The sequence below is a fragment of the Rhodococcus sp. NCIMB 12038 genome (assembly GCF_002165735.1).
In the GTDB taxonomy this organism is placed as follows: domain Bacteria; phylum Actinomycetota; class Actinomycetes; order Mycobacteriales; family Mycobacteriaceae; genus Rhodococcus_F.
In genome coordinates, this window is record NZ_NHML01000011.1 from 249,078 (window position 1) to 266,900 (window position 17,823).

General features: G+C 69.2%; 15 protein-coding genes and 1 tRNA gene. 10 read left to right on the forward strand and 6 right to left on the reverse strand.

Annotation, left to right across the window (positions count from 1 at the left end; all coding sequences use genetic code 11):
• Positions 1 to 5 precede the first annotated feature (5 nt).
• Both CA951_RS18950 and CA951_RS18955 read right to left on the reverse strand, forming a co-directional pair.
• Complete coding sequence (locus tag CA951_RS18950) at positions 6 to 1,565, reverse strand: AMP-binding protein (RefSeq protein WP_087558303.1); 1,560 nt, start codon at positions 1,563 to 1,565, stop codon at positions 6 to 8.
• Between the two features lie 5 nt (positions 1,566 to 1,570).
• A complete protein-coding gene (locus tag CA951_RS18955; RefSeq protein WP_087558304.1) occupies positions 1,571 to 2,050 on the reverse strand; it encodes a MaoC family dehydratase in 480 nt (159 codons plus the stop codon).
• Between the two features lie 160 nt (positions 2,051 to 2,210).
• Here CA951_RS18955 and CA951_RS18960 point away from each other — a divergent pair, with 160 nt between their 5' ends.
• The 9 genes from CA951_RS18960 to CA951_RS19000 all read left to right on the forward strand — a co-directional run bounded on the left by CA951_RS18960 (position 2,211) and on the right by CA951_RS19000 (position 12,041).
• Positions 2,211 to 3,029 (forward strand): SDR family oxidoreductase, encoded by an 819-nt coding sequence (locus CA951_RS18960; RefSeq protein ID WP_087558305.1) that lies wholly within the window; start codon positions 2,211 to 2,213, stop codon positions 3,027 to 3,029.
• A 96-nt stretch (positions 3,030 to 3,125) separates the two neighbouring features.
• A complete protein-coding gene (locus CA951_RS18965; protein ID WP_087558306.1) occupies positions 3,126 to 4,376 on the forward strand; it encodes an acyl-CoA dehydrogenase family protein in 1,251 nt (416 codons plus the stop codon).
• 1 nt (position 4,377) lies between these two features.
• Positions 4,378 to 5,160 (forward strand): SDR family oxidoreductase, encoded by a 783-nt coding sequence (locus CA951_RS18970; protein WP_087558307.1) that lies wholly within the window; start codon positions 4,378 to 4,380, stop codon positions 5,158 to 5,160.
• On the forward strand, positions 5,153 to 6,187 hold the full coding sequence (locus tag CA951_RS18975) for a phosphotransferase family protein (RefSeq protein ID WP_087558308.1): 1,035 nt from the start codon (positions 5,153 to 5,155) through the stop codon (positions 6,185 to 6,187). The genes CA951_RS18970 and CA951_RS18975 overlap by 8 nt, the downstream gene beginning before the upstream one ends.
• Before the next feature lie 17 nt (positions 6,188 to 6,204).
• Positions 6,205 to 7,395 (forward strand): acyl-CoA dehydrogenase family protein, encoded by a 1,191-nt coding sequence (locus CA951_RS18980; protein WP_087558309.1) that lies wholly within the window; start codon positions 6,205 to 6,207, stop codon positions 7,393 to 7,395.
• Complete coding sequence (locus CA951_RS18985) at positions 7,392 to 8,492, forward strand: acyl-CoA dehydrogenase family protein (RefSeq protein ID WP_087558310.1); 1,101 nt, start codon at positions 7,392 to 7,394, stop codon at positions 8,490 to 8,492. Before CA951_RS18980 ends, CA951_RS18985 begins: the two co-directional genes overlap by 4 nt.
• A gap of 37 nt (positions 8,493 to 8,529) precedes the next feature.
• The gene (locus tag CA951_RS18990; RefSeq protein WP_087558311.1) at positions 8,530 to 9,513 is read left to right on the forward strand and encodes an NADPH:quinone oxidoreductase family protein; all 984 of its coding nucleotides are present in this window, start codon (positions 8,530 to 8,532) and stop codon (positions 9,511 to 9,513) included.
• Between the two features lie 11 nt (positions 9,514 to 9,524).
• The gene (locus CA951_RS18995) at positions 9,525 to 10,313 is read left to right on the forward strand and encodes a glucose 1-dehydrogenase (RefSeq protein ID WP_087558312.1); all 789 of its coding nucleotides are present in this window, start codon (positions 9,525 to 9,527) and stop codon (positions 10,311 to 10,313) included.
• 54 nt (positions 10,314 to 10,367) lie between these two features.
• Entirely contained in the window at positions 10,368 to 12,041 is a 1,674-nt protein-coding gene (locus CA951_RS19000; protein ID WP_087558313.1) for an AMP-binding protein, read from the forward strand.
• Here CA951_RS19000 and CA951_RS19005 read toward each other — a convergent pair.
• Positions 12,017 to 13,177 (reverse strand): N(5)-(carboxyethyl)ornithine synthase, encoded by a 1,161-nt coding sequence (locus CA951_RS19005; RefSeq protein ID WP_087558314.1) that lies wholly within the window; start codon positions 13,175 to 13,177, stop codon positions 12,017 to 12,019. The two genes, CA951_RS19000 and CA951_RS19005, sit on opposite strands and share 25 nt — an antisense overlap.
• Before the next feature lie 211 nt (positions 13,178 to 13,388).
• Positions 13,389 to 13,464: transfer RNA gene (locus CA951_RS19010), tRNA-Arg, on the reverse strand.
• Between the two features lie 166 nt (positions 13,465 to 13,630).
• On the opposite strand from CA951_RS19010, the gene CA951_RS19015 reads away from it, so the two are divergent.
• Positions 13,631 to 16,033 carry a phosphoketolase gene (locus CA951_RS19015; RefSeq protein ID WP_087558315.1) on the forward strand — a complete coding sequence of 801 codons (2,403 nt, stop codon included), beginning with the start codon at positions 13,631 to 13,633 and terminating at the stop codon, positions 16,031 to 16,033.
• A 9-nt stretch (positions 16,034 to 16,042) separates the two neighbouring features.
• Here the strand turns inward: CA951_RS19015 and CA951_RS19020 are convergent, their stop codons facing one another.
• Together CA951_RS19020 and CA951_RS19025 are read right to left on the reverse strand one after the other, a co-directional pair.
• A complete protein-coding gene (locus CA951_RS19020; protein ID WP_087558316.1) occupies positions 16,043 to 16,777 on the reverse strand; it encodes a DUF305 domain-containing protein in 735 nt (244 codons plus the stop codon).
• Positions 16,770 to 17,690 carry a DUF3105 domain-containing protein gene (locus CA951_RS19025; RefSeq protein WP_087558317.1) on the reverse strand — a complete coding sequence of 307 codons (921 nt, stop codon included), beginning with the start codon at positions 17,688 to 17,690 and terminating at the stop codon, positions 16,770 to 16,772. Before CA951_RS19025 ends, CA951_RS19020 begins: the two co-directional genes overlap by 8 nt.
• Positions 17,691 to 17,823 lie beyond the last annotated feature (133 nt).

The following is a 17,823-nucleotide window of genomic DNA, read 5'->3' on the forward strand; positions in this document are numbered from 1 at the left end:
GGTGTTCACCTTTCGGGTACTTCTGCGGTCAGTGCGTCGTTTCTCAGTGCGGTTCTGTCGATCGATCGTTTGAGGATCTTTCCGGTCGACCCCTTCGGGAGGGCATCGACGATCGCGACGATTCGGGGAATCTTGTATGCGGACAGCCGTTCCCGCGCCCAGCCGGTCAGCTGGGCGCCGTCCAGCCCCGAACCGGGGACGGTGGCCACGACCGCGGCCACCTCCTCGCCGTAGTGATCGTCGGGGACGCCCACGACGGCGGCCTCGAGGATGTCGGGGTGCGTGTACAGGACCTCTTCGATTTCACTCGGGTACACGTTGTAGCCGCCCCGGATGATGAGATCCTTCACCCGGTCGACGATGCGCAGATCCCCGTCCGCGTCGATCTCGCCCAGGTCCCCGGTGCGCAGCCAGCCGTCCGGGTCCAGGACCGCGGCGGTGTCGGACGGCCGGTTCCAGTACCCCTTCATCACCGTCACCCCCTTCACGAACACCTCGCCGACGGTCCCGGCAGGGCAGACGAGCCCGTCGTGGTCGCGCACTTCGACCGCCAGCCGGGGAACCGCGCGACCCGTGTAGCCGATCTTCCCGCCGCGGTCGATGTCGTTGAACGTGCCGAACGCGGTGGTCTCGGTGAGCCCGTAGCCCTCGAGGATGGTGCACCCGAAACGGGACTCGAATTCGCGGGCCACCTCGCCCGGAAGCGACGCGCCCCCGGAGATGGCGATGCGGAGTTGCGTGAAGTCCTGCGGGTCGGCGCCGTCCGCGGCGTGCAGCATCGCGTTCCACATCGTCGGCACGCCGGCCATGATCGTGAGACGGTCGCGGCGGAGCAGTGCGAGCATCGCGGCGGGATCGAACCGGGCCAGCAGTGTCAGCGACCCGCCGCCGGTGAACGTCGCCATCATGACCGAGGCCTGGCCGAACACGTGGAACAGCGGAAGTCCGGTGCCCGTCCGGTCGTCACTCGAACCGCGACTGCATTCCGCGCCGATCTCGCCGCCGGACAGCAGGTTCCCCACCGTCAGCTCCGCGCCCTTCGGCCGCCCCGTGGTACCGGACGTGTAGAGGATGGCTGCGGTGTCGTCGCGGTCCCGCCGGGCGACGGGAACAGGCTCGGTGTCCGGAGACGCGCTGTCGGGGGTGAGCGCCCAGACGGGGACGTCCAGTGCGGCGGCCGCATCGGCGATCGCCGGCCCGAGTTCGTGCCACACGATGGCGAGTGCGGCGCCGGCATCGGCGAGGACGTACTCGCTCTCGGGCCGGGTCGACATCGTGTTCACCGGCACCACGACGCACCCCGCCGCCTGAATGCCGAGGTACGCGACCACGAACTCGGGCACCGAGGGTGCGGCCAGCAGGATTCGGTCGCCGGGGGACAGACCCGCCTCCACGATCGCTCCCGCGTACCGGGTGCTCGCGGCCCGCAACTGTCCGTACGTCAGGGTGCTGTCCGCACCCCGCAGCGCGATGTTGCCGGGAGTGGCGTCGGCGTGGCGGGACACCGGGTCGAGCACATTCGCCTGTGAGTACTTATTAACCGCGGGCGGTTCACAAGTGCTCACGGCTGCTAGCCGGCCTCGACGACGCGGGCGACGGACTCGGACACGACCACTGGTTTGTCGGAGCCCTCGCGCTCGACGACCTGGGACATGGTCACCTGGATGCCGCCCCCGACCTGTTCTGCCGATTGGATGGTGGCGCGCATCCGGATGCGCGAACCCACCGGCACCGGCGCGGGGAAGCGGACCTTGTTGTAGCCGTAGTTCAGGCTGTGCGCGAAGCCGTCGAAGCGCAGCAGGGTCGCCGACAGGGCCGGTCCGAGGGACAGGCTGTAGAGGCCGTGCGCGATGGTGCCGCCGAGTGGGCTGGCGGCGGCGCGCTCGGGATCGATGTGGATCCACTGGTGGTCGCCGGTGGCGTCCGCGAAGGCGTTGACGCGTTCCTGGGTGACGTCGTGCCAGTCGGTGGGGCCCAGCTCCTTGCCGATCAGCGCCGTGAGCTCGTCGAAGCTCGCGGGGCGAACGGGCAGTGCGGTGGTGTCGGTCATCTGTCTCCCTCGATTCCGGGTGGTGCAGGGCCTGGATGTGTCACGTTGGCTGTATCGGAAGTCGTGTGTTGTCGACCCCAGACACTTGAACTTGACGACGGATTCAACTATACAAAAGAGAGACGCGAGTCACAACGCACCGCGAAGGAGAGGACACCTCGTGAAGGTTGCACAGAAAGTCGCCATCGTGACCGGCGGTGGAGGCGGAATCGGCGGGGCGATCGCGGACCGTCTGGCCGAACAGGGCGCCAAGGTGCTGGTCGCCGATCTCGACTCGGACGCAGCCGCTGCGGTGGCGGACGGCATCAACGCTCGCCACCCGGGATCCGCGGTCGCCGAAGGTGGCGACGTCGCGGACGCCGATCAGATCCGGCGCATCATCGACCGCGCGGAGACCGAGTTCGGGCCGGTCGATCTGTACTTCGCCAACGCCGGCATCGCGGGAGCGCCCGGCCTCGACGCCGGCGACGCCGACTGGGACCTCGCGTTCGACGTCAACGTCCGCGCCCACATCCGCGCGGCCCGGCAACTCGTGCCGAAGTGGATCGAGCGCGGCGAGGGCTACTTCGTGTCGACGGCCTCCGCGGCCGGGCTCCTCACGCAGATCGGTTCGGCCACCTACGCGGTCACCAAGCATGCGGCCGTCTCGTTCGCCGAATGGCTGTCGGTCACATACGGGGACGACGGGGTCCGCGTCAGCTGCCTCTGCCCGATGGGAGTCGAGACGAAGTTGATGCGCTCCGGCGAGAACTCGGGTGATCCCCTCGGCGTCGCTGCCACGAAGGCCGTCGTCTCGGCGGGAGAGGTGCTGCAGCCCGAACAGGTCGCCGACATCGTGCTCGACGCCGTGGACCGGGAGACGTTCCTGATCCTGCCCCACGAGAGCGTCCTCACCATGTACCGGCAGAAGGGGTCCGACTACGACCGCTGGCTGCGCGGGATGCGCCGCTACCAGAGTTCGCTGCTGGAGCACGCGTGACCGGCGAGCCCGCATACCCCGTCCTCGTCGAGGGCACCCAGAGCCCAACTCGACAAGCACCCACCCATGTTTTCTCACAATCCGTCAGGAGTTCCCATGTCCCTGTTTGACATTTCCGAACGCGCCCAGCAGTTGCAGGTCGATCTGCTCGAGTTCATGGATTCGCACGTGTATCCGGCGGAGGCGGTGTACGAGGAGCAGATGCGCGAGTCGGGGGATCCGCATTTCCAGCCACCGGTTCTGGAGGAGCTCAAGGCGGAGGCGCGGCGCCGGGGGTTGTGGAATCTGTTCCATCCGCACCCGGGCACGGGTGCCGGATTGACCAACCTCGAGTACGCCCCGTTGGCGGAGATCATGGGGCGCAGCCATATTGCGTCGGAGGCGTGCAACTGCAATGCGCCGGACACGGGCAACATGGAGGTGCTCGAGCTGTTCGGCACGGCCGAGCACAAGGAGAAGTACCTGAAGCCGCTTCTCGACGGGACGATGGCCTCGGCGTTCGCGATGACCGAGCCCGCCGTGGCGAGCTCGGACGCCACGAACGTGGAGTTGTCGATGGTGCGTGACGGCGACGAGTACGTGCTGAACGGCCGCAAGTGGTTCGCGTCGAACGCGTTGCACCGCAATTGCAAGGTGCTGATCGTGATGGGCAAGACGGATCCGTCGGCGGCGCCGCACCGGCAGCAGTCGATGATGGTGGTGCCGATCGATGCGCCCGGGGTGACGGTGATGCGGGGGCTGCCGGTGTTCGGGTATCAGGATCGTGAGGGGCACGCGGAGATCGATTTCGCCGATGTGCGGGTGCCGGTGACGGACGTGCTGAAAGGCGAGGGCGAGGGCTTCGCGATCTCGCAGGCGCGGTTGGGTCCGGGCCGGATCCACCACTGCATGCGGGCGATCGGGATGGCGGAGCGGGCACTCGAATTGTTGTGCCGCCGGGCGTCGTCGCGGGTGACGTTCGGGAAACCGGTCAGTGAGAACGCGAACATCCAAGATTGGATCGCGGAGGCGCGCATCGACATCGAGATGATCCGCCTGCTGACGCTGAAGGCGGCGTATCTGATGGACACGGTGGGGAACAAGGAGGCGCGGACGGAGATCGCGGCGATCAAGGTGGCGGCCCCGAACATCGCGCTGAAGATCGTGGACCGGGCCATTCAGGTGCACGGCGGTGCGGGCGTGACCGACGACTTCCCCCTCGCCATGGCCTGGGCGCACCTGCGCACCCTGCGCCTGGCCGACGGTCCCGACGAGGTCCACAAGCGCGCGATCGCGCGGCAGGAACTGCGGCAGTACCGCGACGCCGCCCATGCTTCCACCAACGGTCACAAGGTTGCGGTGAGCTGACATGGCCGGACTCGACCTCACCGGACGCACCGCGATCGTCACCGGCGCCTCGCGGGGCATCGGCCTGGCCGTCGCCCGGGCCCTCGCGGCGGCCGGCGCCAACGTGGTGCTCACGTCGCGTTCCCAGGAATCGGCCGACGCCGCCGCAGCGCAGGTCGGGGGCACCGCGATCGGCGTCGCCGCGCACGCCGTCGACGAGGAGGCCGCCCGGCGCTGTGTCGACACCACCGTCGAACGCTTCGGCAGCCTGGACATCCTGGTCAACAACGCGGGCACCAACCCCGCGTTCGGGCCGGTCATCGACCAGGACCACACACGGTTCGCGAAGACCTTCGATGTGAACCTGTGGGCGCCGGTGCTGTGGACCGGCCTCGCCACGAAGGCGTGGATGGGCGAGCACGGCGGCGCCGTGGTGAACACCGCGTCCATCGGCGGCATGGCGTTCGAGGCGAACATCGGCCTGTACAACGCGTCGAAGGCCGCGCTGATCCACCTCACCAAGCAACTGGCACTGGAACTCTCACCGAAGGTGCGGGTGAACGCCGTCGCCCCCGGTGTGGTGCGGACCAAGCTGGCCGAGGCGCTGTGGAAGGACCACGAGCAGGCCGTGTCGGCGTCCACGGCGCTGGGGCGGATCGGCGAACCCGAGGACATCGCGTCCGCGGTCGCGTTCCTCGTCTCCGATGCCGCGAGCTGGATCACCGGCGAAACCATGGCGATCGACGGCGGGCAACTGCTCGGCGACGCGATCCCGTTCCGGCAGGGGGCCCGGCTCGGTGTCTAGCGTGGACGTCGTCGGCATCGACCCCGAGGCCGTGAGCCGCTGGATCGGCACGCTCGGCATCGACACTGCCGGACCGCTGACCTTCGACCGGATCGGCCTCGGCCAGTCGAACCTCACCTACCTGGTCCAGGACCCGGCGGGTGGCAGATGGGTGCTTCGGCGCCCACCCCTCGGGCACCTGCTCGCGTCGGCCCACGACGTCGCCCGCGAGGCGCGGATCCTCTCCGCCCTCGAGGACACCGCGGTACCCACCCCGCGGGTGTTCGGGCTCACCGACGATCCGGAGGTGACCGAGGTACCGCTGCTGCTGATGGAGTTCGTCGACGGGCAGGTCGTCGATCGGATGTCGATCGCGGAGTCCCTGACCCCGGAACGTCGCCGGGCGATCGGTCTGTCGCTGCCCCGGACGCTGGCGAAGATCCATGCGGTGGACCTCGAGACCACCGGGTTGACCGACCTGGCCAGCCACAAGCCCTACGCGCAGCGTCAGCTCAAGCGGTGGTCGGGTCAGTGGGAGAAGTCGAAGACCCGCGAACTGCCCGCCCTCGACGACCTGACCGGACGGCTCACCGCCTCGGTGCCGGAACAGCGGGAACTGACCCTCGTGCACGGCGACTTCCACCTGCGCAACGTCATCACCTCCCACGAGACCGGGGCGGTGACCGCCGCCCTGGACTGGGAGTTGTGCACGCTCGGCGACCCGCTCGCCGACGTCGGCAGCCTGCTCGCGTACTGGCCGGAGCCGGGCGAGACCACCGGCGGCGACTTCCCGGCGTCCACCCTCGACGGTTTCCCGGACCGGGTGGAGATCGCCGGGGTATACCTCGACGAGACCGGACGCGACCCGAAGGCCCTGGCGTTCTGGCACGTCCTCGGCCTGTGGAAGGTGGCGGTCATCGCGGAGGGCGTCATGCGCCGTGCGCGGGACGAACCGCAGAACAAGGCGGCCGCGGGTACCCCGACCGTCGAGCGCATCGACGACCTCGTGGCCAAGGCGTGCGACGTCGCCGCCCGGGCCGGAATCTGACCGAAAGAGTGAGGACGATGACCACTGACGAACAGGCGATCGCACGCGATCTGAGCGGTCGCATCGCGACCCTCCTGGAACAGAACGACCTGTCGGATCCGGCCCGGTTCCTCGGGGCCCGATTCGACGCCGGCCTCGCGTGGGTCCACTTTCCGCCCGGGCGCGGCGGTCTGGGCCTGCCGCAGAGCTTCCAGGCGCAGGTCGACGCCGAACTCGAGGCCGCAGGGGCGCCCGGCCCGGCGAAGAGCCGCAACGGGATCGGGCTGGGGATGGCCGCGCCGACCATCGCCGCGTTCGGCACCGACGAACAGCGGCAGAAGTACCTTCGGCCGATCTTCACCAGCGAGCACATCTACTGCCAGTTGTTCAGCGAACCGGGGGCGGGGTCCGACCTCGCCGCCGTCGCGACGCGAGCAGTCCGTGAGGGTGACGGCTGGACGGTCAACGGGCAGAAGGTGTGGACGTCCGGTGCGCAGAACGCGCACATGGCCATCCTCGTGGCCCGCACGGATCCGTCGGTGCCCAAGCACGCCGGGCTGACCTACTTCCTGTGCGACATGAGCGATCCCGGAATCGACGTCCGGCCGCTGCGGCAGATCACCGGCGAGGCCGAGTTCAACGAAGTGTTCCTCACCGACGTCCACATTCCCGATTCCGATCGGCTCGGCGGCGAGGGACAGGGCTGGAAGGTGGCCACCGCGACCCTCAACAACGAGCGGGTCGCGATTGGCGGTTCCGCGGCCGCCCGCGAGAGCGGCATGATCGGACCGGTCGCCCGTGCCTGGCGGGAACAACCCGAACTCCGCGACCCCGCGATGCACGACGAACTGCTCCGGCTGTGGGTCGAAGCGGAAGTCGCCCGGCTGACCGGCGAACGGCTGCGGCAGCAACTCGAGGCCGGGCAGCCCGGCCCCGAGGGATCCGGCCTGAAGCTGGCCTTCGCCCGGCTCGCGCAAACCATCTCGGGTTTCGACATCGAACTCCACGGCGAAGCCGGGCTGCGTTACGACGACTGGACCATGCGCCGCCCGGACAAGGTCGACTTCACCGGCCGCGAACCCGGATACCGGTACCTGCGCGCGAAAGGCAACTCGATCGAGGGCGGCACGTCCGAGATCCTCCGCAACGTCATCGCGGAACGCGTCCTCGGCCTCCCGCCGGAGCACCGCGTCGACAAGGACATCGCCTGGAAGGACCTGCCCCGATGAACACCGCAGACCTGCTGTACTCCGACACGGAAGACGCCCTGCGCGACAGCGTCCGCCGGCTGCTCGCCGATCGCTGCCCGCCCGAACTGGTCGTCGGGGCGTACGACGGGACGCCCGCCGACTTCTCCGGCGTGTGGAAATCCCTTGCCGTCGAACTCGGCCTGGCCGGACTGCTCGTCCCCGAGGAACTGGGCGGCGCCGGGGCGAGCGCACGTGAGGCCGCTGTGGTCATGGAGGAGATCGGACGCGCTGTCGCACCCGTCCCGTACCTGTCCAGCTCCGTACTCGCGACGGTCGCGCTGCTGAAGGCGGGCGATACCGAGACGGTCGGCGCACTGGCCGACGGCACCACCACCGGTGCGCTCATGGTCGGGCTCGCGACCGCACCCGGCCGGTTCACCCCGGCCGTGCGCCGGGACGGCGACTCCCTCACCGGGATCGTGACGGGTGTCGCGGGCGCCGCGGAGGCCGACATCCTGGTCGTGCCGGTCGAGGGTCCGGACGGGCTAGAACTGCACACCGTGCCCGCGGGCGCCGCCGGGGTCACCGTCGCCCCCGTGCTCGCACTCGACATGACCCGGCCGTTGTCCGACGTCGCGTTCGACGCCGCAGCGTCCACCCGCATCGACCATGGCAACGCCGCGGACGCGGTCCGGGAGGCCCTCGTTCTCGGCGCCGCACTGCTCGCCTCCGAGCAACTCGGGCTCGCGCAGTGGTGCTTCGAGACGACGCTGGCGTACGTCAAGGAGCGGACCCAGTTCGGCCGGGCCGTCGGGTCGTTCCAGGCGATCAAGCACCGCCTCGCCGACCTGTGGCTCGAAGTGACGTCCGCGGCCGCCGCTGCCCGCTACGCCGCCGACACCGCCGCCCGGGGCGACGCCGACGCCGAGGTCGCGGCAACCATCGCGCAGGCGTACTGCAGCGGGGTCGCCGTCCACGCCGCGGAGGAGTGCGTCCAGCTGCACGGCGGGATCGGCATGACCTGGGAATACCCCGCCCACCTGTACCTGAAGAGGGCGAAGAGCGACCAGCTGGCGTTCGGCACCGCCTACCGGCACCGCGCGCACCTCGCCGGCCTGATCGACCTGCCCGCGTAACCCCGGGCCCCACCACCGACAGTCAGGAAGCAAATCCATGAAGGCATGGCGTGTCCACGAACTCGGCGAGCCGCGCACCGCGCTGCACCTCGAGGAGGTCCCGGACCCCACGGCAGGCCCCGGGCAGGTGCTGGTCCGGGTCCTCGCCGCACCGGCGAACTTCCCCGACGTGCTGCTGTGCCGCGGCGAATACCAGATCAAGCCGCCGCTGCCGTTCACACCCGGAGTCGAGCTGTGCGGTGAGGTGGTCGCGGTCGGTGACGGCGTCACCCGCTTCGGCGTGGGCGACCGGGTGATCGGCAACCCGAACCTGCCCGGCGGCGGATTCGCGGAGATGGCCGTGATGGACGAGGCCAATACGTTCGCGGCCCCGCCCGGGCTCGACGACGCCGAGGCGTCGGCGCTGAGCATCGGCTACCAGACGAGTTGGTTCGCGCTGCACCGGCGGACGCAACTGAAGCCGGGGGAGACGATGCTCGTCCATGCTGCCGCGGGCGGGGTGGGCAGCGCCGCGGTGCAACTGGGGAAGGCGGCGGGAGCGAAGGTCGTCGGCATCGTCGGTGGCGCCGACAAGGCCGACTACTGCAGGCGGCTGGGCGCGGATCTGGTGATCGACCGGCGCACCGAAGACTTCGTGCCGCTGGTCAAGGAATTCACCGGCGGACGCGGAGCGGACGTGGTCTACGACCCGGTCGGCGGCGACGCCTACGCGAAGTCCACCAAGTGCATCGCGTTCGAGGGCCGGATCCTGATCATCGGGTTCGCCGGCGGCACCATCCCGACGCCCGGCCTCAACCACGCCCTGATCAAGAACTACTCCATCATCGGACTGCACTGGGGCCTGTACAAGCAGTACAACCAGCAGGCGATCGCCGACTGCCACGAGGAACTGACCCGCCTCGCGGAGTCCGGGGCGATCACGCCGCTCATCAGCGAGCGGCTCTCGCTCGCGGACGTGGCCGACGGTATCGGCCGGCTCGGGGACGGCAGCACCGTCGGCCGCCTCGTCTTCCAACCCTGAAGGGAACGCACATGGATGCAGGTTCGCTGTTCGACGTCGCAGGCAAGACCGTGGTGGTCACCGGAGGTTCGCGGGGTATCGGCCGGATGATCGCGCAGGGATTCGTCCAGGCCGGGGCGACCGTCGTGATTTCCGCCCGCAAGGCGGAGGCGTGCGAGAAGGCCGCGGCCGAACTGTCCGCCCTCGGCCCGGGCACGTGTCACGCCCACCCCGCCGATCTGTCCACCGACGAGGGGATCGCGGGCCTGGTCGCGCGGGTCGCCGACCTCTCGCCCCGGCTCGACGTGCTCGTGAACAATGCCGGCGCGACGTGGGGTGCACCGATCGACGAGTTCCCCGCCGCCGGATTCGACAAGATCTTCGACATCAATGTCAAGGGCGTGTTCATGCTGACCCAGGCGCTGCTGCCGAGCCTGCGGGCCGCGGCGACGGACACCGACCCCGCCCGGGTGATCAACGTCGGATCGATCGACGGACTCGTGGTGTCGGGCACCGACAACTTCTCGTACGGCGCCAGCAAGGCCGCGGTCCACATGCTCACCCGCAAGCTCGCAGCGACGCTGGCCGCCGAACGGATCACCGTCAATGCCATTGCGCCCGGACCGTTTCCGAGCAAGATGATGGCGTTCATCCTGGACGATCCCGAGCAGAAGACGGCGGTCGAGGGGTCGGTGCCGCTCGGCCGGGTCGGCACACCGGAAGACGTCGCGGGCACCGCGATCTTCCTCTCCTCACGCGCCGGGGCCTACGTCACCGGCACCGTCGTCCCCGTGGACGGCGGGATGTCGGGCACACGCTGAACAGCAGGTCACACCACCGGGAACACGGAACGAGCGAGAGGCGGCACGGCGACGATGAGCTGGTACGACGACAGGCCCTGGATGGACCGGTACGACGAGAACACGCGTTCCGTGGGGGAGATCCCCGCCCGGACGGCGCTCGACATGTTCTCGGCCGCGGTCGCATCCGCCCCGGACGGGCCCGCCGTCCGGTACCTCGGCGGCACCCTGAGCTACCGCGAGGTCGACGAACTCAGCGACGGCGTGGCCGCGTACCTCGCGGAGAACGGGTTCGGGAAGGGGGACCGGCTCGCGATCTATCTGCAGAACGTCCCGCAGTTCGTGCTGGCGCTGATCGGCACGTGGAAGACAGGCGGGGTCGTCGTCCCGCTGAACCCGATGTACCGGGACGAGCTCGCCCACATCCTCACCGACGCCGGAGTCACCGCGATCGTGTGCAGCGAGAACGCGTGGGCCGATCGGGTGGGGGAGCGCGCGTCGGCCGCCGGTGTGCGGATCGCGCTGACCGCCAGCGAACTCGACATCCAGACGTCGGGCGACGCACGCGTATTCGGGGGAGTGACCCGGGTGCGCGCCGAGGGTGTGCCCGACCTGCTCGAGGTGGCCCGGGCACGCGCGGGCACCGGCCTGCCGGACCCCGGACTGGTTCCGGACGACATCGCGCTGGTGTCCTACACGTCCGGAACGAGCGGAGTCCCCAAGGGCGCCACCAACACGCACCGGAACCTCACCGTCAACAGTTCCATCCTGCGCCTGTACGAGAGCAAGCCCGCCGGTTCGCCGATCTTCGCGCTCGCCCCGCTGTTCCACATCACCGGCATGGTGTGCCAGTTGCTCACGGCAATCGACCTGGCGTCGCCGTTGATCCTCGCGTACCGGTTCGACGCCGGCGTGGTGCTCGACGCCCTCGAGCGGGAACGGCCGGTGTTCATGGTCGGCCCGTCCACCGCCTACATGGCGCTGATGGCGCACCCCGACTTCTCCGGTGAGCGCTTCGCCTCACTGGAGGCCGTGATGTCCGGTGGCGCCCCGCTACCGCCCGCCATCGTCGAACGGTTCCGGGACCTGACCGGTAAGTACATCCGCAACGGGTACGGGCTCACTGAGACCAGCGCGCCGTGCGTCGTCGTCCCACCGAATCTGGAGGCGCCCGTCGATCCGTCGTCGGGCACGCTGGCGATCGGCCTGCCGCTGCCGTCCGCCGTGATCCGGATCGTCGGGGAGGACGGCGCCGACCTCGACCCCCTCGAAGTCGGGGAGATCGCCGTCGACGGACCGATGGTGGTGCCCGCGTACTGGAACAAACCGGAAGCCACGGCGCAGTCGCTGCCCGGCGGCCGGTTGCTCACCGGCGACGTGGGATTCATGGACGCCCAGGGCTGGGTGTACGTCGTCGACCGCAAGAAGGACATGATCAACGCGTCCGGGTTCAAGGTGTGGCCGCGCGAGGTCGAGGACGTCCTCTACGGGCATCCCGCCGTCCGGGAGGCGGCCGTCGTCGGCGAACCGGACAGCTACCGCGGCGAGACCGTCGCCGCATTCGTCAGCCTCCGACCCGGGCAGACAGTCGAGACGGCCGACCTCGTCGAGTACTGCCGGGAGCGGCTCGCCAGCTACAAGGCACCGCGGCGCGTCGAGATCGTCGACGAACTGCCCAAGACGGCCAGCGGGAAGATCCTCCGACGCGAGATGCGCCGCAGCACTCAGGCGACGACCGGGTGCGGATAGTCCGCCGCGCGATTCTGGAACGACAGGATCCTCGGGTTCTGCACGACGCCGTCGCGGATCTCGACGGCCCGCCGGATCGTGTCGCTGCCGTCCCAGGCGCCGGGACCGTCGAGAACCGTCCGCAGGTGGGGGAGCAGGGCCTCGCTGATCTCCCACGACGCCGAGTTCCACAGATACGACGGGCTGTGGTCGACCGCGTAGTAGCGCACGTTGTCGCCGATCACGAACGTCGGATCCGCGAACGACGTGGGCCGGGCCCAGCTGAAGCCCATTCCCTCGTCGCAGGACACGTCGACGACGAGACTGCCGGGTAGGAGCGTCTCGGCGTCCGAGTCGATCAGGAACGTCAGCGGCGACTCCGTGTCCTGCAGGACACAGTTGACGATGACGTCGTGCCGGGCGAGAAAGCCGGCGAGCGGCATCCGACCCTCGTCGGTGGTGACATGGCTGCGGCGCGGATCGGCGTCGTCGTGGTCGAACTGCACGATCTCCGCGGAGTGGATGGGCGAGCTCACGGCGGTGACCCCGCGCTGAGTGACGACGTGAACGTCGTGAATGCCCAAGGCGTTCAGCGCCGTCACGGCGCCGCGGGCGGTGGCACCGAACCCGAGGACCACGGCGCGAAGGCGGCGGCCGTAGTCGCCGGTCGATCCCGCGATCGACAAGGCGTGCAGCACCGAGCTGTACCCGGCGAGCTCGTTGTTCTTGTGGAAGACATGGAGCTGGAACGACCCCTCGGCGCTCCAGTGGTTCATGGCCTCGAACGCGATCAATGTGAGGTGGCGATCGACGGCCACCTGGGTGAGCTCCGCGTCCTGGACGCAGTGCGGCCACCCCCACAGGATCTGGCCGTCACGCAGATCCGCCAGATCCTTCGCGAGCGGTTTGGGCAGCAGCAGGACGTCGGAGTGCTCGATCAGCTGTTCCCGGGTGCGCAGACCTCCCACCGAGCGGGCCAGCTGCTCGTCGGAGACCCCGAAAGGCTCGCCGTAGCCGTATTCGAGATGGATGCGACCGCGGAGGTCGGCGTCGATCCGGTCGAAATGGAGCGGGTGGATCGGGAGCCGGCGTTCGTCGGTCTTACTCGAACGCGCGACGACGCCGAGGCTGAGGGGAAGAGAGCGGTGTTGCTGCACAGGGGTGTCCCTTGGTCGACACTGCCGGAGAGAGTCTTCGGCAGAGAGTTGTTGCCGCGAAACCCGCAATGGAGGAGGTCAGCGTTCGATCGATGTGCGCGGCATCTGCCGGCGCGGCTGCAGCTCTCGACGAAGCCCGAGGAGATCACTCGGGGAAGACTGGTAGCACCAGAGAGAAGGACTGCGCCGCGACGGGCGGCGCAGTTTCTCGTGGTGCCCCCGGCAGGATTCGAACCTGCGACCTTTCGCTCCGGAGGCGAACGCTCTATCCCCTGAGCTACGGGGGCGCACCGGAAAACCGGTGTGCCGATTGGGCTGGCCAATGGTAGCGCATAGGTAGGGGGATCGACCAAATCGGTCCCCCTACTTCGTGGACTCGCCCCGGTAGAGGCCCGAACACGCCTAGTGTCGGGAGGACGTGGACGCTCGCGAACTCTCGGGGAGGGGTCGAGAATGACCGATGTACGGCAGCCGGGGTCGCAGGATTCCGACGGGCACTATTCCGATGCCGACCTCGAGTCGGACCTGCGGTGGTGGGCGGCGGCCAACTATCTGACGGTCGCGCAGATCTACCTGCAGGACAACACGCTTCTGCGTGAGCCGCTGCGCCCGGAACACATCAAACCCCGGCTGCTCGGGCACTGGGGAACGAGCCCGGGGCTGTCGATGATCTACGCCCTGCTCAACCGTCTCATCCGCCGGACCGACACCGACTGCCTCTACGTGACCGGTCCCGGGCACGGTGGTCCGGCGCTCGTCGCCGCCACGTACCTCGAGGGAACGTACTCGGAGGTGTATCCGGGCGTGTCCCTCGACGCCGCCGGTATCCACCGGCTCTGCAGACAGTTCTCGACGCCGGGCGGCATCCCGAGTCACGTCAGTGTGCAGACTCCGGGCAGCATCCACGAGGGCGGCGAACTCGGCTATGCGCTCGCGCACGCCGCCGGGGCGGCGTTCGACCACCCGAATCTGTTGGTGGCGTGCGTGATCGGAGACGGGGAGGCGGAGACGGGACCGCTGTCCGCGTCGTGGAAACTGCCCGCATTCCTCAATCCGGAACGCGACGGGGCGGTGTTGCCGATCCTGCACGTCAACGGTGCGAAGATCGCCGGGCCCACCGTCTACGGCCGCAGCAGCGACGCCGACGTCGAGGCGTTCCTCGGCGGTCAGGGGTGGGCGCCGGTCGTCGTCTCCGGCGACGACCCGCGGCAGGTCTTCCCCGCGTTGCATCGCGCCCTGACCGACGCGCACACCACGATCTCCGACCTTCGGCGGGAGGCGCGGGCAGGCAGGCGCAGCGCCGCGAAGTGGCCGGCGATCGTGCTGCGGACCCCCAAGGGCTGGACCGGTCCGCACACCGTCGACGGCGTGCTCGTCGAGGGCACCCACCGGGCGCATCAGGTTCCGCTGTCCGGGGTCCGGACCGACGAGGCGCATCTGCGTCAACTCGAGGAGTGGATGCGGTCGTACCGCCCGGACGAACTGTTCGACTCGTCCGGCGCACTCGTGCCGGACCTCGTGCGGCTGGCGCCGCAGGGCGACAAGAGGATGGGTTCGTCGCCGTACGCGAACGGCGGCCGCCTGCGGGTGGATCTTCCGGTGCCGCGCCTGGAGAAGTACGCGCTCCCCATCGAGAAACCCGGCACCACCCACCACGAAACCACCCGCGTGCTCGGGGAATTGCTCCGCGACGTCTACACCGCCACCACCACGCCCGACGGCGGTGGATACTTCCGGCTGTTCTGCCCGGACGAGACGTCCAGCAACCGGTTGGGCGCCGTCTTCGAGGTGACCGACCGGTGCTGGCAACTGCCGGTCACCGACTACGACGACGGACTGTCGGCCCGTGGCCGGGTGATGGAGGTGCTCAGCGAGCACCTGTGCGAGGGCTGGCTGGAGGGGTACCTGCTGTCCGGGCGGCACGGACTGTTCGCCAGCTACGAGGCCTTCGCCATGGTGAGCGTGTCGATGCTCGTCCAGCACACCAAGTGGCTGCAGCATGCAGTGGATCTGCCGTGGCGGGCGCCGGTGGCGTCGCTGAACGTGCTGCTCACCAGCACCTGCTGGCGCAACGACCACAACGGGTTCAGCCACCAGGGGCCGGGCATGATCGACGCCGTCGTCCCGCTCGCACCGGACGTGGTCCGGGTGTGGCTCCCACCGGACTCGAACACGCTGCTCTCGATCGCCGACCACTGCCTCCGCAGCACCGATCACGTCAACCTCATCGTGGTCGACAAGCAGCCGCACCTGCAGTACCTGACCCTCGCGGAGGCGCACGCGCACTGCGCGGCCGGGGCGTCGGTGTGGGAGTGGGCGGGAACGGAGTCTTCTGCGGGTACCGAACCGGACGTCGTGCTCGCCGCCGCCGGGGACGTCCCGACCCAGGAAATTCTCGCCGCCGCGCAGTTGCTGCGCGAACACACCCCGGAACTGGTCACCCGGGTGGTCAATGTCGTCGACCTGATGGGGCTGCTCACACCCACCGAGCACCCGCACGGATTCGACGCGCGCACGTTCCTCGACCTCTTCACCGCGGACACGCACGTGGTGTTCGCGTTCCACGGGTACTCGCGCGCCGTCCACGAGTTGTTGCACGGACGTCCCGCACCGGACCGCTTCCACGTCCGCGGTTTCAGCGAACAGGGCACCACGACCACACCGTTCGACATGGTCGTACTCAACCGGATGAGCCGCTACCACCTCGCGCTCGCCGCGCTGCGCCGCACCAGGCGGGAACCGGCCGGTGCCACGGAGCTGGCCGACTTCTGCCTGCGGCAACTCGAACGGCACGGCGAATACGTCGTCGCGCACCTCGAGGACATGCCCGAGGTGCGCGACTGGACGTGGTCGTGACACCGGACGTCAGTTCATCGGCAGGGGAGTGGCGCCCTTCGCGGTGAGCATGTTCGTCATCACCGTCGCTTCGCTCCGCTGGGTGTCGACCATCGTCTGCGCGAGGCTGCGGACCGCGTCTTCCGACGCGTGCTGGGCCGCGTACTCCATCATCGGGAGCCCGCCCTGGTGGTGCCGCAGCATCAGCTGGAGGTACAGGACGTCGACGGCCGGGCCGGTGGCCTGACGCAATGCGGCCATGTCCTCCGACGACGCCATGCCGGGCATCTTCGACATCGACCCCATATGCGCGTTCTCGGCGGTCCCGTGGCTGTGACCGTCCGAGTGCTCCGATTCCATCCAGCCCATGTAGCCGCCGGACGGCAGACCCGGCTGGTCCCACAGCGCGAGCCAGCCCTGCATCTGTCCGAGCTGGTTCTGCTGCGTGGTGAGGATGTCGTACGCGAGGCTGCGGACCGCCGGGTCGGTGGCGTTGGCCAGCGCAATCGCCGACATCTCCACCGCCTGGCTGTGATGCACGCTCATGTCCTGCGCGAATCCGACATCGACGGAACCGGCCTCGGGAACCGGGGTACCGGAGTCCTCGAGCGGAAGCCGGGCGAGAAACCCGAGCGCGAACCCGAGGGCGATGGCCCCGATCAGCCCGATGACCAGGAGCGCTGTGCGCTGACTGGGCCGGGCCGGGGCCGCGTCGTCGACGGAATCGGTCTCGGGTCCGTGCCCGGTGTCGGCAGAACTAGCCATTGCCGCCCTCGGCCGGGGCCTGCTGCAGATCGGACGGCAGCTGCAGGTCGCTCGGGAGCTGCATGCCGCTCGGCAGCTGCGCTCCCGCGCCGCCGGATTCCGACTGGTCGGGGCTGATTCCGCCACCGTCCATCGGCACCGCGTCCGCGCCCGGCGTGGACGGGTCGAACGGCGGCGGGTTGTCCGGGTCGAAACCGGAGCCCGGGATGGACGAGCAGCTCGCGCCGACCTCGGGATACGTGTTCTTGTTGATCCGCAGTGCGGTGATGAATTGGTCGATGCGCTCGTCGTCGACGCTGTCCACCTTCAACTGGTGACCCCACGACTGCAGGGAGACGGGGCTGTCGAGGCCCGGGTACGGCGACATCAGCGTGTACGTCTCGCCGTCCACCTTGTCCTTCAGCGTCTCGACCTGGTCGGCGGACAGCTCGTCCGGGTTGTAGGCGATCCACACGGCGCCGTGCTCGAGCGAGTGCACCGCGTTCTCGGTGCGGATCGCGTTCGGGTAGACCGTGCCGGTGCACGTCGCCCAGATGGCGTCGTGCGGGCCGCCGAACGGCGGCGACTGGTCGTACGCGACGCGCTGCGTCGGCTGGATGTGAATGCCTGCCGGGTAGTCGACCTTCAGCACGCCGTCGATGTTGACCGACGGGTCGGGGTTCTCGGCGCTCGGCGCGTACTTGGCGGCCTCTTCCTTCGCCTGATACTTGGGAATGAGGTTGATCGCGAGGACCGCCACGAGCGCGAGAACGGCCGCTCCGGCGCCGATCGTCAGCCAGGGGATGTTCCGGGGAGCGGACGCGCCGCCCTTGACTTTCGCTCCGCCGCTCTTCTTCTTGGCGGCCTTGATGGCCTTCGCCGACTTCGCGCCCGAGTTCTTATCGGGACCGCGACTTTCCGAACCGCTTGGCATCGATTGTGATCTTTCGGTGTGTGGGTTACGGGCGCTCGACCCCCGGCGACCGGGAGCTGAGAGCCGGGACTCAGGGCGATCCCACTCTACTTACCCACCCTGAGCGCAACCTGGGAGAGTGGCCGGGGCCACG